The following is a 16,820-nucleotide window of genomic DNA, read 5'->3' on the forward strand; positions in this document are numbered from 1 at the left end:
GCGGCAGTTGGCGTGCTGTTCGCCGCGATGGACTGTGGAGGTGCTCACCACTTTCGCGCCCCAACCCGCCGCCGTAGCTTCGAACCGCGTCGATCGAACGGCGTCACCACGCTCCGATGAAGATCCGCGTGACGATCGCCGGTTCGACGACGATTCATTGCGGCTTCCCGACGCCTACACGCCGCCGCTGCGCCCGCCGCTGCCGATCGTCGCCTCCTTCGTTCCGATCGTCGGTGCTGTCGTGCTGTGGCTGGTGACCGGCTCGATTCTCTCGCTGTTGCTTGCAGCCCTCGGGCCGCTGATCGCCGTCGCAGCCGTCATTGATGGTCTACGTGCAGCGCGGCGTGGCCGCCGCCGCGCCCGCGCGGAGGCGGCCGTTGCTCGCGCGCGCGTTTCTACCGAGGTTGAAGCCCGCCATGGGCGGGAGCGTCGCAAGCGGTGGGCGTTGTATCCGGACGCAGTGTCGTTGCTGGGCCGCGACGCTGAGATTTGGCGCGCGACCGCCGCACGGTCGGAGGGAGTCGTTGTCGGCGCGGGGGAGATGCCGAGCGAGGTGCAGATCACAGGCGGAGCAGGGGATCCGGATGCTGCAGCCCTGCGCTCGCGCGCTGGTCGACTGCGTCACGCTCCCGTCGTGCTCCCCCTTGCCGCGGGGATCGCGGTCGTCGGTCCTCCGGTGGTGGCCTCAGCCGTGCACAGGGCGCTGGTCCTGCAACTCTGCCTGGCGCACGCACCCGGCACCTTGAAGGTCTCGGCCGTGCCGCGTACCGGGATGGAGTGGGCTCAGGCTCTTCCGCACGCACGGTGCGCCGCACCGCGGACACTCACCCTGGTGAGCGGTGACGACATCGTGCCGCCGGAGGCCGACATCGTGTTCGCCGTCGTTCCGACCGGGGCGCCGATTCCGCCGTCATGCTCGGCCGTGCTCCGGGTGAGCAGCCCCACGATCGCTCACCTCGACTACGCCGGCGAGGTGACTGCTCTCGAGGTCGAAGCCGTCGGTCTCGACCAGGCCATGCTGATCGCGGGTGAGCTCTCCGACCGCGCGACTCGCACGCTGGGCATCGTCGACACGGACGACGAGCCCGTTCTCCTCGGTGACCTGATCGCGGCGGCACGGCCCGCGCAGCGGGGCGCTCTGCCGGCTGCCTTCGCGCGGGCAGGCGGTGAGGCATCCGTCATCGATCTCGTCACCGATGGGCCGCACGCGGTCGTCGCCGGAGTCACCGGATCGGGCAAGAGCGAGCTGCTCATCTCGTGGATCCTTGCGCTCGCGGATGCGCACTCGACACGCGAGGTGAGCTTCCTACTGGCGGACTTCAAGGGCGGCACGGCATTTGACGGGCTGAAGGGTGTGCCACATGTCACCGGGGTCATTACCGATCTTGACGGCGCGGGCGCACGACGGGCGATCGAGAGTCTGCGTGCAGAAGTCCGGTGGCGCGAGGCAGAGCTGGCCCGTGTGGGCGCACGCGACGTGCTGGATCTTCGCGTCGAGGTGCCGCGTCTGGTGATCGTCGTGGATGAGTTCGCGGCCCTCCTCGGTGAGCACCCTGAGTTGCACGCCGTGTTCGGCGACGTCGCGGCGCGCGGTCGCGCTCTCGGTATGCACCTCATCCTCGGCACGCAGCGGGTTTCGGGTGTCATTCGCGACAGCCTGTTGGCCAATTGCTCGTTGCGTATCAGCCTGCGGGTGGCCGACGGCGCGGACAGTCGCGCGGTCGTCGGCGTCGAAGATGCCGCGACAATTCCCGGGACCGCTGAAGGCCGCGGCCTCGCCCTGGTGCGTCGGGCGTGTGATACCACTCCGCGGCGCATGCGCATCGCGCTCTCGAGCACGCAGGATGTCGATCGCATCACCCGGGCGGCGGAAGGCCCGGTGCCCCGTCGGCCGTGGTTGCCGGCGCTCCCGTCGCAGATCAGCCTCGAGGATGTGCCAGCGGAAGACGGGATGCTGGTGCTCGGCCTTGCGGACGAACCCGAGCAGCAGCGCCAACGTTCGGTCGGGCTGGCGCCCGGTGATCGTGGGCTGTTGGTGGTGGGTGGTCCGGGTGCAGGAAAGTCCACCGCGCTCGAAACCCTCGCCTCTCAGGCGCCTGGCGCTGTGATCCGGGTTCCGGCGGACGCCGAAGGCCTGTGGGATGCGGTCACGGCTCTTGTGGACTCTCCGCCTGCTCGGGGAACCCTGGTGATCATCGATGACTTGGATGCAGCATCCACTCGCCTGCCGCACGATCATGCCCACGAACTTCTCGACCGGCTCGAACGTTTCCTTCGTGGCGCGGCCGAGGCGGGTGTTCTCGTCGTCGCTGCGGCGCATCGTCTGGCCGGACCCGCGGCGCGACTTGCCGACCTCCTGCCGCGTCGACTGGTGCTCGCGACGTCGAGCCGGGCCGACCACATCGCCGCGGGAGGCGAGGCCGCGCACTACAGTCCCGACACCACGCCAGGCAGAGGCCGTCTTGGGACGCTCGCGGTGCAGGTGGCTCTCCCTTCCGCGGTTCATGCCGGGCTATCCCACGCAGTCAATGTGACCCCCGCGTGGCAACCGTCGGCGGCCATCACCGCACTCGTCACCCGTCGTCCGGCGATGCTGCGCACGGCGATGCAGGAATGGGCGGCGCGAGGCATCCCGTCGCTGTCACTCGACGACTACGTCGCCGACCCCTCGGTCACCGCGAACGGACCGGTGGTCATCAGTGGCGACCCCGACGAGTGGCAGCGCCACTGGCGCTTGCTCACCACCGCGCGTGCCGACCATGACCTCGTGATCGAAGCCTCGTGCGCGGCGGAGTTCCGGACGCTGACCGGATCGCGGACTCTCCCGCCCTACGCAGAGCCCGGCCGCTCGCGCGCGTGGTTGATGCACTCTGGTGCCGATCCGATCCGAATCGTCCTCTCGTAGGGCGACCTTAGGCCGGAACGTCGCGCGCGCATGCTTGACCGGCGTCGGGGTGGCACCTACCGTCGGGGTGTGGCTATATCACCTGCAACAATCGACCGCCCAGACGGCAAGGGACTTGCAGCGGGAACACTCGGACTCTGGGGCTCGACCGTCATCGGCCTGGCCTCTACGGCGCCGGTGTACTCGCTCGTCGCCACGCTCGGCTTCGTCGTCCTGGCCGTCGGTGCCCAGGCGCCCATCGCGTTCGTCATCGCGTTCATACCGATGCTCTTCATCGCTTTCGCGTACCGCGAACTCAACAACGCTGTACCCGACTGCGGTACTACCTTCACGTGGGGCACCAAAGCGTTCGGACCGTGGGTCGGCTGGATGGGCGGTTGGGGCGTGGCGGTCGCCGGAATGGTCGTGCTCGCCAACCTCGCGCAGATCGCCGGCATCTACTTCTGGGCGCTGATCGACGGGATCGTGCGCACGTCGGAGGACGCTCTGCTCTCGGACAACGTGCCGCTGGTTACCGCCACCGGTGTGGTCTTCATCGCCACGATGACCTGGGTGAGCTGGCGCGGGGTCGAAATCGGCGAGAAGATCCAGAACGTCCTCTTGGCGATCCAGTACCTGGCCCTGACGATCTTCGTCGTCGCGGCGCTCTGGCATTTCTTCGCGGGATCGGCACCCGATGCCACTCCGTTCGATTGGGAGTGGTTCAACCCGTTCCTGATCGGCGAATGGAGCGGCTTCATCGAGGCCATCCTGCTGGCGCTGTTCATCTACTGGGGATGGGACACCTGCCTCGCATTGAACGAAGAGACCAAGGACCCCAAGCGCATCCCGGGTCGCGCGGCACTTCTCACGACGGTCATCCTGCTCTTCACCTACGTCGGTGTGACGGTTGCGGCCATGATGTACGCGGGGCTCGGTGAGACCGGCACGGGGTTGGGCAACGAAGCCAACGCCGATGACTTCTTCCTCGCCATCAAGGACGGCCTGCTCGGCCCGGTCGGCTGGGTGCTGGTGGTCGCCGTCATGATCTCGGCGATCTCCTCGACGCAGACCACGATCCTGCCGACGGCCCGAGGGACGCTGGCGATGGCCGCGTACCGAGCGCTTCCGAAGAAGTTCGCCACCGTTCATCCGCAATACAAGACCCCGTCGTTCTCGACACTGGTCATGGGGATCGTGGCGTCGATCTACTACGTCGGCATGACGCTGATCAGCGACAACATCCTGCAGGACTCGATTCTCTCCCTGGGATTGGCGATCGCGTTCTACTACGGCATTACCGGGTACGCGTGCGTCTGGTACTTCCGCAAGGAGCTTTTCACCTCAGCGCGCAACTTCGTCTTCCGGTTCCTCTTCCCACTGCTCGGCTCGCTCATGCTCACGTACGCGTTCGTGCAGTCCGCGATCGACATGTACCAGCCCGACTACGGGTACGTGACGGACTGGGGAATCGGCAGCGTCTTCGTGCTCGGCATCGGCTCGCTTGCGTTCGGTGTCTTGCTGATGGTGCTGTGGTACTTCTTCCCGCGATCGAAGGCATTCTTCCGCGGCGAGAGCCTGAACCGTGACACCCCGGTGCTCGTCCCCGACGACCCCACCGAGTACGGCCGGTCGATCGACGGCGGGCTTGTCGGACGGTAGGCGAGCTTCACGGCACGCGAGCGCGGCACATTCATGCGAGCGCGGCGTCGAGCGACGTAGCGCTCGTAGGAATCTGTAGCGCTCGGCGGTCCAGGCCTGAGCCCGGACCGCAACGCGCACTCAGCTCAGGGCTGAGGTCAGGTCTGCGAGGCCGAGTCCGTGCGCGGTAGCGACACCGGCGTTGACGACAGTGCCGCCAACGGTGTTCAGGCCGGCGGCGAGGCCCGCGTCGACGCGGAGCGCATCCTTCCACCCGCGTCGGGCGACCTGACGGATGTAGGGGAGTGTCGCGTTGGTGAGCGCTGACGTCGAGGTGTTCGGCACGGCGCCCGGCATGTTCGCGACGCAGTAGAAGATGCTGCCGTGCACCTCGAAGGTGGGGTCGGCGTGGGTCGTCGGGTGCGTGTCTGCGAAGCATCCGCCCTGGTCCACCGCGATGTCGACCAGCACCGAGCCGGGGCGCATGCGCGAGACCATGTCGTTCGTCACGAGCTTGGGTGCCTTGGCTCCCGGAATGAGCACTGAACCGATGACCATATCGGAGTCGACGACCGCACGGTCCAAATCGAGGGGGTTGGATGCTGCGGTCTTCACGCGTCCCTGAAAGTGATCGTCCAGGTACCGGAGGCGGCCTACGTTCGTGTCGAACACGGTGACGTCAGCGCCCATGCCCACGGCGATCACCGCAGCGTTGGCGCCGGCGACGCCGCCGCCGATGACCGTGACCTTCGCCGGACGCGTGCCCGGAACGCCGGACATCAGCAGACCGAGGCCGCCCGCCGAGCGCATCAGGGTTGCGGCACCGACCATGGGGGCCAGACGCCCGGCTACTTCGCTCATCGGGGCGAGGAGGGGGAGTCCGCCGCCTGCACCCTGCACGGTCTCGTAGGCGATGGCGGTGACGCCGTCGGCGACCAGCTGATCGGTCAGCGGTCGGTCGGCGGCGAGGTGCAGGTACGTGAAGAGCACGAGATCGTCGCGGAAGTACCTGTACTCACTTGCGATGGGCTCTTTCACCTTCAGCAGCAGCTCAGCGCGCGCCCATACGTCTTCGGCGTCTTCGAGCATTGTGGCGCCGGCGGCCTCGTACTCGGCATCCGGCATCGACGAACCGAGCCCTGCTCCGCGCTGGACGAAGACCTCGTGACCTGCCGCGACGAGGTCGTGGACACCGGCGGGGGTCATGGCGACGCGATACTCGTTGTTCTTGACCTCGGTGGGGATGCTGATCCTCATCGTGTGATCCTTTCCGCTCCGCCTTTGGAGCGCGATTGTGCTCCTGGTGGGAGCGACTCTAGAACATGCTGTTCAAACGACCGGGCGGATCGCCCCGACTGGTGTACCGCCGCCGAGGATCGACAGCGAAAGCTTCGACATCGCGTCCGCGACATCGGCGGGAGCGAGAGCGCCCGCTCGTTCGAGCAGGCGAAGAGCGACGGCCGTTGCCGCGCGCCCCGAACCGTCGAGCAACTTGAGAGCGACGGTCGTGCCGTTGGGCGCGGTCATCACCATGACCCCCTCGGCGCCGCCCTTGGCGAAGACGCCGAGGCGTTCGATGACGACCGTGTCGGGGCGGTCGGGGCCGTCGATCGTCCACGGGTTCTCGCGCACGGCCTGCACGAGTGCACCCGCGCTGCGATGGAGGGCGAACGGCGAACTCGTCGAGGAGTTGCCGATGCGGTGGATCGCTCGCGCCAGGCCCAGGAGCGACATCGCGTACACGGGGGCTCCGCATCCATCGATCGCGGGTGCCGCCATCTTCTCGCCGACGAGTCTCTCGATCACGTCCCGGATGTGCACCTGCAACGGGTGCTCAGGGTCGAGGTAGGTGGCAGCATCCCACCCATTCGTCACGCACGTCCCGAGCATCGCCGCGTGCTTGCCCGAACAGTTCATGCGCACGCGCGCGGGTTCGGAACCCTCGCGGACGAGCTCGTCGCGTGTGCGCTGGTCGCCGGGCCAGGCAGGTGGGCAGCCGAGGGCCTGTTCGCCCAGTCCCGCAGAGTCCAGGATGTCGCGAACGACCGACACATGCCGATCGGTACCCGAGTGGCTCGCCGTGGCGAGGCCCAGGCGCTCGCCGTCGAGCTTCAGCCCGGCGGTCAGCATCGCGAGTGCCTGCAGAGGCTTCATGCTCGAGCGGGGGAGAACGAGCGCTGCGGCATCGCCGAGTTGTTCAACGGTGGTGCCATCCGCCGACAGCACGACGGCGACCCCGGCATGGCGGGACTCGATGAAGCCGCTGCGTTCGACGACGGCGAGTTCGACGGCATCGGTCGTAGCGAAGGTCTGCGGCACGTCGTCAGCCTACCGCCGGGTGACCCGCCGTCCGCATGACAGACTGTTGCGCATGTTCGGTGAGCATCGATATTCCGTCCGGGCGACGTGGACCGGAGACCGCGGCACAGGCACGAGCGGCTACCGCGACTACGACCGCGCCGTGACGATCGAGATCGATGGAAAGCCTGACCTTCTCGCCTCCAGCGACAAGCCGTTCCGAGGGGATCCCGCGCGGTGGAACCCCGAGGACCTACTGCTGGCGGCACTGAGCGAGTGCCACCTGCTGTCGTACCTGCACGTGTGCGTCGGTGTCGGGGTGGTGGTCACCGGTTATGCGGACGAGGCATCCGGAACCATGCTCGAAGACGGCAAGGGCGGGGGCGCCTTCACCGAGGTTGTGTTGCGCCCAAGAGTGACCGTCGCCGACGCGTCGATGGTGGATGCTGCCACCACCGCTCACGCAAAGGCGCACGAGTTGTGCTTCATTGCGAACTCGGTGAACTTTCCCGTGCGGCACGAGCCGGTCATCGTCGTCGACTGACGGCGCCGCGAGGAGCTAGAGCCGCTCGTGCGGCAGAACCTGCTTGATTCGTTCGATCGGGTTGTGCGCAGGCACTTCGTTGTACGCGTTCGCGAGCTCCTGGCCGGAGAGGGCATGGATAGCGGCCATGATCTCGTCCGTCGCCTGGCGGCGAGCCTTGCCGGATGACGCGGGGCCGTGGTGTGACACATCGATCGGTTCTCCGAAGCGCACGGTGATGCGGTGGCGGAGTGAGGGCCGTTTGGCGCCGATGGGCATGACCTTGTCGGTGCCGATCAGGCCGACCGGCACGACCTGTGCGCCGGCCTGCAGCGCGAGGAAGGCGACGCCGGTGCGACCCTTGTACAACCGGCCGTCGGTCGAGCGGGTGCCCTCGGGGTAGAGCGCGACCGCGCTTCCTTCGTCGAGAAGCTTGCGCTGCTGGTCGAGAGCGTCCAGCGCAGCCTGGCCCGCGCCGCGTTGCACCGGGATCGCGCCGATCGAGGTGAAGAAGGTCCGCGATGCCCACCCCGAGAGGCCCGTGCCGTCGAAGTAGGTGGACTTCGCCAAGAAGTGCACCGGACGCGGGGCCGCCACAGGGATCGCGATCGAGTCGATGAACGACAGATGATTGCTGGCGAAGACCACCGGACCCGACAGCGGCACGTTGTTCTTGCCTTCGATGTGAGGTCGGTAGATCACTCGCGCGAGCGGCGTGATGATTCCGCGACCGATCGCGTAAGTGGCGCCCATGCGGCTGGCAGGCTCGCGCGGCGCTTCTTCGCTGGGCTCGGGTGCCACTTCGGACGTCACCCGTCGAGGGTACCCCCGATTTCATTCCCGTATCGGAATGGCGGTTCTCAGCGGGGTCAAAGGAAAGGTGGGGGAGGATGGATGCCTACCCCTATCGATACCCGAGGTATTTTCGTGCGCACTCGCCCGCTCGTCGCTCTTTCCGCCGCTGCCACTCTGGCCCTCCTGCTGGCCGGGTGCGCCGGTGGAGCCACACCCGATGCCACGCCGTCCTCGACCGACTCGGCTGCCACCGACATCTGCAGCTCGGCTGTGCCGTCCGGTGCGAACTCCGACGCGGTCGAGGTGGAGGGCGAGCAGGGTGAACCCGCTACCGCGACCTTCACGTCTCCTATGGAGATCACCAGCTCTGAGCGCACCGTGATCATCGAGGGTGACGGCGACGCGATCGAGGACGGCGACCTCGTCGACTACGCGCTGACCGTCTTCGACGCAGCCACCGGCGAAGAGGCAGCGGTCGAGGGCTACGAGACCCCGATTCTCCCCGTTTCGGTCATCTTCGGCAGCGGCGCGGACCAGTTCTTCGGTTGCGCCACCGTGGGCTCGCGCATCGTGATGGCCCTTCCCCAGACCGAGCAGTCCTCGGCCGCCGTGTGGGTACTTGACGTGCTCGGCACCGAAACTGCCACCACCGCGTCGGGCGAGGCGCAGGACCCCGTGGACGGAATGCCCACCGTTGAGCTCGACGAGGACGGCGTCCCGACGGTGACTTTGCCTGAGGGCGATCTGCCGACCGAATTCGAGAAGTCCACGCTCATCAAGGGCGACGGCGCTGTCGTGGCAGACGGTGACGCTGTCATGGTGCAGTACCAGGGCGTCTCGTGGAACTCGGGCGAGGTCTTCGACCAGAGCTGGGGCGCCGCACCGTTCTCGTTCTCGACCAGCGGTGGTGTGGTTCCCGGCTTTGCAGACGCCGTCATCGGCGAGACCGTCGGGTCGCAGGTCATTGCCGTGCTCCCGCCGTCTGCCGGATACGGCGAGGGCGAGATCAACGAAGAAGACCTGACCGGTCAAACCCTTGTCTTCGTGATCGACATCCTTGCCGTCCAGGCTGTGCCTGCCCAGTAGGAGAACTTCCCGCCCAGTGGCGGCACCCGCGACGCATCCCGTCCGCTCGATAGGCTGACGGGATGCGTCGCGTTCTGATTCTCGGGTCCACCGGTTCTATCGGCACCCAGGCGTTGGATGTCATCCGCGCCAACCCTGAGCGCTTCGAGATCGTCGGTCTTTCTGCCGGTTCGAAACGCGCCGAGATGGAGGCGCAGGCCGTCGAGTTCGGCGTCGAGAACACGGCACTCGGTGCCGTCGAAGCCGAACAGCTTGTGCGAGATGTCAAGTGCGACGTTGTGCTCAACGGCATCACGGGCTCGGTGGGACTCGGCCCGACGCTCGCTGCGCTGGAAACGGGACGCACGCTCGCGCTCGCGAACAAAGAGTCGCTGATCGTCGGTGGTGACCTCGTCACAGCGCTCGCGGCTCCGGGCCAGATCGTCCCCGTCGACTCGGAACACTCCGCGATCGCACAGGCGCTGCGTTCGGGCACGCACGACGAGGTCCGCAGGCTGGTGCTGACGGCCTCAGGTGGGCCATTCCGCGGCAGATCGCGTGACCAGCTCGCGGGCGTGACCCCGGCGGAGGCGCTCGCCCACCCGACGTGGGACATGGGCCGGGTCGTCACCACCAACTCATCGACACTCGTGAACAAGGGCCTCGAGGTGATCGAGGCACACCTGCTCTTCGGCATCGACTACGACCGGATCGACGTCGTGGTGCATCCGCAGTCGATCGTTCACTCGATGGTGGAGTTCGTCGACGGCTCGACGATTGCGCAGGCCTCGCCGCCCGACATGCGTCTGCCGATCTCACTCGGACTCGACTGGCCGCACCGTGTGGCAGGAGTCGGTGCGCCGATCGACTGGACGGTCCCGGGATCCTGGACATTCGAGCCGCTCGACGAACGCGCGTTCCCCGCGGTCGCGCTCGCGAAGAGGGTCGGGCGCGCCGGCCGCACCTACCCCGCCGTTTTCAACGCCGCGAACGAGCAAGCCGTCGACGCGTTCCACGAGGGGCGCCTGACCTACCTCGGAATTCTCGACACGGTCGAGCGGATCGTCGATGAGCACGAGCCTCCTGCAGCGCTCTCGCGCGAATCGCTGGCCGAGGCAGAAGCGTGGGCGCGGGATGCTGCAGACCGTGCGATCGCGGCATCTTGACGCCTTCTCAAAAGGCCGGGCGCTGCGGATCTGACGCGGGCGTCTCGTCGGCGGGGTACGGCACGGGCCAGCGCGACTCGGGCACAGGCCATCCCGCAGCGCGCAAGGCCCGGCGAGAGAGTTCGCGCGCCGAGTACGGCGTGCGGACCCCGCGGACGTCGCGATAGTCCTGGTGGCCGGGGCCGGCCCAGAGAATCGCGTCACCGTCACCGACGAGCTTCACGGCCTCGATGATCGCCCGCTCGGGGGGCGAGAACTCGTAGATCTCGGCATCCGTCCTCGCGCGCCGCGCGCCCTCGATGAGGGTCGCCCGAATCGAGTCGGGATCTTCGTGGCGGGGGTGGTGGTCGGTGACGATAAGAATGTCGCTGCCGAGCACCGCGGTGCGGCCCATGTCGTGCCGCTTGGTGGCGTCGCGGTCGCCGTCGGCGCCGAACAGCATGACCACCCGGCCCGGGGTGACGCGGCGAACTGCCGCGAGAGTCTTCTCGAACGCGTCGGGGGAGTGCCCGAAGTCGACATACACAGCGGGGCCTCGGTCGCCCGAGACGAGTTGTGTTCGGCCGGGCAGGTAGGCATCGATGCGCTGGCCGTCGAGCGCGGCGACGAGCCTTTCCCACGCGTACCCCGCTTCGAGGATCATCACGATCGCGAGGCCCGCGTTGGCAGCCATGTGCGGGCCGATGACGGGGACCACGGTGGTGAGTTCGCGACCCTCGGGGCCGCTCAGCCGAAACTCGGTGCCGTCCTGGCGCTCGTCGAGGATCTCGACGACCCAGTCGGCGGATGCTGCCGCCTCACGCTCTTCGGCGATCGCCGGTGTGCCCACGGTCACGGCGGGCACCTCGCACCGGGCGAGCACTTCGGCACCGGTGGCGGCATCCACGCAGATCACCGCCCGGCGCGAACGATCTGCGCGGAACAGCGGAAGCTTCGCCTCGAAGTACTCGCGCATGTCGGCGTAGTCGTCGAGGTGGTCGTGGGTGAGGTTGGTGAAGCCGGCGACATCGAACACGATGCCGTCGACGCGCCGACGGCTGAGCGCCTGTGCGCTGACCTCGACCGCGACGGCCTCGACGCCGCGCTCGCGCATGAGGGCGAGGAGCGCGTGCATCTCGTACGCCTCGGGAGTCGTCAAACGAGACACGACGACCTGACCCGCGATGTGACGCTCGGCGGTAGAGGAGAGGCCGGCGACGAGGCCGAGTTGCTCGAGGACTCCCTCGAGCAGGTGCGAGACGCTCGTCTTGCCGTTGGTGCCGGTCGTGGCGAAGAGAATCGGCAGATCGTCGTTGCGCCCCGTGCCGTAGACCCACGCCGAGATGTCGCCGAGCAGCCCGCGCGGGTCTTCGACGACCAGGATGGGCAGTCCTGTGGTGGACGCGATCTTTGCGCCAGCCTGATCGGTGACGATTGCGACGGCACCCTTCTGGGCGGCGGATACGGCGAACTCGGCGCCGTGCCGGTTCACCCCCTGCAACGCAACAAATAGATCACCGCGCCGCAGATCGGCGGTAGCCAGCGTCAACCCGGTGAGCTCCACACCAGACGCATCACCGATCACGGTGGCGCCGAGGTGCTCGACGAGGTCGCCCAGGTCGTGCACCGGGGGAGCGTCGGGTCGAAGCACCGGCGGAAGGTTCGGAGGCGGGGTGTCACTGGCCATGGCGCATCCATCCTCTCATCCCGACCTACCGCACGGATGTCGATCGCGACCGGGGGTCGAACGGCGCTCGCGGCCAACTCAAAGCAAAGCGCGAGTACCGTGAGCGTGTGGAAGTGATTGCATTCATCGTCGGCGTCGTCGTGCTTGTCGTAGGCCTCGCCGTGTCAATCGCGCTCCACGAGTTCGGCCACCTCATCCCCGCGAAGAAGTTCGGCGTACGCGTCGGGCAGTACATGATCGGTTTCGGCCCGACCCTCTGGTCGCGGCGGATCGGCGAGACCGAGTACGGCGTGAAGGCGCTGCCGCTCGGTGGCTACATCTCGATGGCCGGTATGTATCCTCCGTCGCCGAAAGAGCTCGCCGCCGCAGCATCCGGGTCGTCGGCCGGTCGCGCTGGGGGAGGGTTCTTCGCGACGATGGTGCAAGATGCCCGCGCTGCGAACGACGAGACCCTGGTGAATAGCGAGAACGACGGCGTCTTCTACAAGCTTTCGGTCTGGAAGCGCGTGGTGATCATGCTCGGCGGGCCGGTGATGAACCTGCTCTTCGCGATCGTGTTGTTCGCGATTCTGCTGAGCGGCATCGGAGTCCAGACCGCGACGACGACCATCGCAACGGTCAGCGAGTGCGTGATTCCGGCGGACGAAGCGCGCACGACGTGCGAGCCGGGCGACCCCGCCGCGCCCGCGGCGGCCGCGGGCATTCTGCCGGGCGATGTCATCATGTCGGTCGACGGTGTCGAGGTGGCGACATTCGCCGATGCATCCGACATCATTCGCGCGTCAGCGGCTCAGCCCCTGGAGATCGTCGTCGATCGCGACGGTGAGATGCAGACCGTGCGGCTCACGCCCACGACGGCGATGCGCCCGGTGTTCGACGACGACGGTGTGCCGATCGTCGATGAAAACGGTGAGCCTGAGCTCGTCGAGGTGGGCTTCGCTGGCATCAGCCCCACGGTCGAGTACGTCCAGCAACCGATCTGGGCGGGCCCCCAGGCCGCGTTCGAGAGGGTCGAAGCCGTTGCCGGCATCATCTGGCAACTTCCGGTCAAGGTCTACGAAGCAGGCATGACGCTCGTCACGGGCGAAGAGCGCGACCCCAACGGTCCGCTCAGTGTCGTGGGCGCCGGTGTCGTCGCGGGCGAGATCGCGGCGCTCGACGCTCCCGTGCTGAACCGCGTTGCCGGGATGCTGTCGCTGCTGGCGTCGCTGAACATCGCGCTGTTCGTGTTCAATCTGATCCCGCTCCTGCCGCTGGATGGCGGGCACATCGTGGTGGCGCTGTGGGAGGGGATCAAGCGCACGTGGGCGAAGATCTTCCGCCTGCCGGAGCCGAAGCCGGTCGATGCGACCAAACTCGTGCCCGTGACGTTCGTCGTCGTGATCGGGCTCATGGTGATGGGCGGCGTGCTGATTCTCGCCGACCTGTTCAACCCGATCTCGCTGTTCTGACGATTCGATCAGGATGAGCGGCGGGCGTGGCTCAGTCGCTGAGGGCGCGCGTCACCAGACGCTCGAGGGTCGTCATGCCGTCGCGCGACAGTATCGACTCCAGGTGCCCCTGTACTGAGGCGAAGCCGGGGCCGCGCAACGCATAGACGGCTCCGTCCGCGTCGGCCGCGACATCCGCCACTCCGACTCGCGTCGTACCGGGGTCCACCCGCGCGGTGAAGGTGTTGTAGAAGCCGATGGATGCGTCATCCCCGAAGATCTCGACGGTCTTCTGCAGTCCCTGGTGAGGTGCCGCAAGCGGGGCGAGATCGATACCGAGCGAGTCGGCGAGGATCTGGTGGCTGAGACACACCGCCAGCAGCGGCGTTCCCGAGGCGCGTCGGCGCGCGACCACGGTCCGCATGCGCTGCATGCGAGGAGAGGACGGATCGCGCGGGTCGCCAGGGCCTGGACCAGACACCACGAGGTCCGCGGCATCCACATCTTCATCGCGCACGTCGCTCCACGGCGCAATGGTCACGTCGAGACCGAGGTGGCGCAGCTGGTGGGCGAGCATCGTGGTGAAGCGGTCTTCGGCGTCGACGACCAGCGCAGAACGCCCCGCGAACGGGCCGTCGCCCGCCGTCTCTTGAGGGTTGAGCCAGAACGCCGCCAGCCGGGCGTTGCGCGAGGCCAGCAGTTCGGCGATCGCCGGGTCGTCGGCGAGGCGTCGGGGCTCTGCGGTGGGGGCGTCTTCGTCGACGGCGGATGCTTCGACCACCCCGCGATCGCGCGGCACGGCACCGATTGCGCCGAGGACTCCGGCAGCCTTGCCATGGGTCTCGCCGACTTCGCCGTACGGGTCCGAGTGGCGCACGAGGGTGGCTCCGACCGGCACGCGGAGCCTGCCGTCCTGCAGGTAGGCCGTGCGGATGAGGATCGGCGCATCGAGGTCATGGCTCGGCTCGCCTGCGGCCAGCGCTTCGCGCGGGGTGAAGAGCGCCGCGACACCCGAGTAATACCCGCGAGGGGAGCGCTCGTGACGAGCGATCACCGTGCAGGCGTTCTGCATCGGCGACCCGGTCACCGTCGGCGCGAACATCGTCTCGCGGAGGATCTCGCGCGGGTCGAGGCGGCTGCGGCCGCGCAGGACGTACTCGGTGTGGGTGAGCCGCGACATCTCTTTGAGGTGCGGTCCGGTGATCCGTCCGCCGTCGGTGCAGACCGCCGACATCATCTTGAGCTCTTCGTCGACGACCATGAAGAGCTCTTCGGTCTCTTTGGTCGAGCGCAGAAACTCCGCCAACGTCTCGGGCGTTGCGCCGCCGTCGGGGTGGCGAAAGGTCCCCGAGATCGGGTTCATCGTGACGACCCCGTCGATCGCGCTGACGTGCGCCTCGGGGCTCGCTCCGACCGCGACGTGGCCGGAGGTCACGACCGCGAAGGTCCAATACGCCCCGCGCTCGTGTTCGAGGAGGGCGCGGAACCAGGTGAGAGCGGCAGTGGCGGCATCCGCCCCCACCTCCGCGGTGAAATCACGCCGGATGACGAAGTTCGCACCCTCGCCGCGACCGATCTCATCGGCGATCACTCGACGGACGATGTCGGCGTATTCCTCGTCGGGAATGTCGAAGCCCGCGTCTTCGAGAGCGATCGGAGCACTCGGCAAAGTCTTGAGCACCTCGTCGAGCGGCACCGCGTGATGGTCGGTCACGACCAGGCACCGCAGGGGTGCGCCGTCGTCGTGGCAGACGAAACCGCGCTCACGCACCTGGCGGTAGGGCACCAGCGCGAAGACCTCGCGGGGAGTGCCCGAGGCATCCGTCAGGGGGATCTCTGCCAGCAGGTCGACGTCCACGACATCACCGGTGAGCACCTCAACGGTCGCGCCGTCGCGGGCGATCAAAGCGAACGGGATTCCGCGATCAGCGAGATCGAGGATCGAGGGTACAGCGCCGGTCATCGTCGGTCTTTCGTCGTGGGGGCGGTCGCCCAACGAAGAAGACCGCCCGAGGGCGGTCTGTTTCGCTCGAAACACCGCCTAGAAGGCGGGCCACCAGGTGTGGTTTGCGAGCATGCGCCGAACTTATCACAGCGGCAATCAGCCCCGCGCTGCGTCCCGCTGGAGAACGTCCATCTCGTGACGATGTCCGACGAGTTCGTAGCCCACCACGATGACGATCGGTGAGCAGGCCAGTATCACCAGGGCCACCCCGATCGTGGCTCCGGAAAGCACGGCGATCACGCTGACGCCGAGTACGCCCACGGAGCCGAGGAAGAGCCAGAAGTGGAACGGATCGAACTCGCGAACGAGGAGCGTGTAGAGCGCTAGGAGTGAGAACTCGAACACGAGCACCGGCACGGCGACGCAGAGCAGAGCGAACGTCGCATCGACGTGCGCTTCGTCGGAGATCACATACGCCGCGACGTGCAGTCCCGCGCCGACACCGGCGATCGAGGCGAGCAACAGCATGTGGCCGTAGCCCCACCCGAACGCGCGCTCGCGGTGGCGGTGGAGGATCTGCCCGGAGGGCAGGACGAAGTAGACCCACCACATCGCGAAGGCCAGGACGGTTCCACCGAAGGCAACGAGGACGGCTTGGATGCTCCAGCCCTCGCTCTCGACGACCGCGGAGACCGCCAAGATCGTGCCGAGGAGAACTTCACCCAGCGTGATGATGACGATCAGGCCGTAGCGCTCAGCGATGTGGTGCGGGTGCCACGGAGTCTCTCCGCGCCGTTCGGCAAACACCGGGATGAGCATCTCGAGCACGCCGAGGACAACCATGAAGGTGAGGCCGACCACGATGCTCTGTCGGGCGAAGAACACCACGACCCACCCCATCTGGACGATCGCAAGGCCGATCGCATAGGTCATTGCGGTGCGGCGGCGCTGAGGGTCATGCGAGGCAACCCGCAACCACAACGCGATCGCCGAGACGCGCATGACGATGTAGCCGGCGATCATGATCGAGTTGTCGAGGTACACGCCCTCTTCGATCGAGTGGAAGAACGACGGGAAACCGAGCGCCATGATCAGGACCCCGACCATCTGCACGAGCGTGGCGACGCGGAAGAAGATGTCGTCGTTGTCGTAGGCGCTGGCTAGCCACGAGTAGTTGATCCACGCCCAGGTTGTTGCGAACATCGCCACGATGAAACCGATGACAGCGTTACCGAGGTGCCCGAGCTCGAGCAGGTGGGCCGCCTGCGTGCCTGCCTGGCTGAACGCGATGACGAAAGTCAGGTCGAACAGCAGCTCCAGGGGAGTTGCCGATCGGTGGTGCTGGTGCGGATCGCGACCGACCATGCGGGTCAGACTGTGATTCAAGCTCATGACCGATCAAAGTAC

Annotated in this window: 12 protein-coding genes; 6 read left to right on the forward strand and 6 right to left on the reverse strand. The window is 67.3% G+C overall.

Annotation, left to right across the window (positions count from 1 at the left end):
• Positions 1–40 precede the first annotated feature (40 nt).
• Both LG299_RS16150 and LG299_RS16155 read left to right on the forward strand, forming a co-directional pair.
• A complete protein-coding gene (locus tag LG299_RS16150) occupies positions 41–2,905 on the forward strand; it encodes an FtsK/SpoIIIE domain-containing protein (protein WP_404432071.1) in 2,865 nt (954 codons plus the stop codon).
• Between the two features lie 30 nt (positions 2,906–2,935).
• The gene (locus LG299_RS16155; RefSeq protein WP_404432073.1) at positions 2,936–4,546 is read left to right on the forward strand and encodes an APC family permease; all 1,611 of its coding nucleotides are present in this window, start codon (positions 2,936–2,938) and stop codon (positions 4,544–4,546) included.
• A 120-nt stretch (positions 4,547–4,666) separates the two neighbouring features.
• Here the strand turns inward: LG299_RS16155 and ald are convergent, their stop codons facing one another.
• Positions 4,667–5,782 (reverse strand): alanine dehydrogenase, encoded by a 1,116-nt coding sequence (gene ald / locus LG299_RS16160; RefSeq protein WP_404432075.1) that lies wholly within the window; start codon positions 5,780–5,782, stop codon positions 4,667–4,669.
• A gap of 72 nt (positions 5,783–5,854) precedes the next feature.
• On the reverse strand, positions 5,855–6,844 hold the full coding sequence (locus LG299_RS16165; RefSeq protein WP_404432077.1) for an asparaginase: 990 nt from the start codon (positions 6,842–6,844) through the stop codon (positions 5,855–5,857).
• 52 nt (positions 6,845–6,896) lie between these two features.
• Here LG299_RS16165 and LG299_RS16170 point away from each other — a divergent pair, with 52 nt between their 5' ends.
• Positions 6,897–7,367: an OsmC family protein gene (locus LG299_RS16170; RefSeq protein ID WP_404432079.1), complete on the forward strand. Its 471-nt coding sequence runs from the start codon at positions 6,897–6,899 to the stop codon at positions 7,365–7,367.
• A gap of 15 nt (positions 7,368–7,382) precedes the next feature.
• Here LG299_RS16170 and LG299_RS16175 read toward each other — a convergent pair whose 3' ends face one another.
• Positions 7,383–8,099, reverse strand: a complete 717-nt coding sequence (locus LG299_RS16175) for a lysophospholipid acyltransferase family protein (protein ID WP_404434926.1) — start codon at positions 8,097–8,099, stop codon at positions 7,383–7,385.
• A gap of 141 nt (positions 8,100–8,240) precedes the next feature.
• Between LG299_RS16175 and LG299_RS16180 the strand changes: the two genes are divergently transcribed.
• Together LG299_RS16180 and LG299_RS16185 are read left to right on the forward strand one after the other, a co-directional pair.
• Positions 8,241–9,227 carry an FKBP-type peptidyl-prolyl cis-trans isomerase gene (locus LG299_RS16180; protein ID WP_404432081.1) on the forward strand — a complete coding sequence of 329 codons (987 nt, stop codon included), beginning with the start codon at positions 8,241–8,243 and terminating at the stop codon, positions 9,225–9,227.
• Positions 9,228–9,289: 62 nt separating this feature from the next.
• Complete coding sequence (locus tag LG299_RS16185; RefSeq protein WP_404432083.1) at positions 9,290–10,372, forward strand: 1-deoxy-D-xylulose-5-phosphate reductoisomerase; 1,083 nt, start codon at positions 9,290–9,292, stop codon at positions 10,370–10,372.
• 7 nt (positions 10,373–10,379) lie between these two features.
• Here LG299_RS16185 and LG299_RS16190 read toward each other — a convergent pair whose 3' ends face one another.
• Positions 10,380–12,038, reverse strand: coding sequence for a Mur ligase family protein (locus LG299_RS16190; RefSeq protein WP_404432085.1), 1,659 nt, complete (start codon positions 12,036–12,038; stop codon positions 10,380–10,382).
• 107 nt (positions 12,039–12,145) lie between these two features.
• On the opposite strand from LG299_RS16190, the gene LG299_RS16195 reads away from it, so the two are divergent.
• Entirely contained in the window at positions 12,146–13,489 is a 1,344-nt protein-coding gene (locus LG299_RS16195; RefSeq protein WP_404432087.1) for a M50 family metallopeptidase, read from the forward strand.
• 31 nt (positions 13,490–13,520) lie between these two features.
• Here LG299_RS16195 and LG299_RS16200 read toward each other — a convergent pair whose 3' ends face one another.
• Together LG299_RS16200 and LG299_RS16205 are read right to left on the reverse strand one after the other, a co-directional pair.
• The gene (locus LG299_RS16200; protein ID WP_404432089.1) at positions 13,521–15,431 is read right to left on the reverse strand and encodes an anthranilate synthase family protein; all 1,911 of its coding nucleotides are present in this window, start codon (positions 15,429–15,431) and stop codon (positions 13,521–13,523) included.
• A 138-nt stretch (positions 15,432–15,569) separates the two neighbouring features.
• Positions 15,570–16,805, reverse strand: a complete 1,236-nt coding sequence (locus LG299_RS16205) for a low temperature requirement protein A (RefSeq protein WP_404432091.1) — start codon at positions 16,803–16,805, stop codon at positions 15,570–15,572.
• Between the last annotated feature and the right edge of the window lie 15 nt (positions 16,806–16,820).

Source organism: Microbacterium lacus (assembly GCF_044794305.1).
In the GTDB taxonomy this organism is placed as follows: domain Bacteria; phylum Actinomycetota; class Actinomycetes; order Actinomycetales; family Microbacteriaceae; genus Microbacterium; species Microbacterium lacus_B.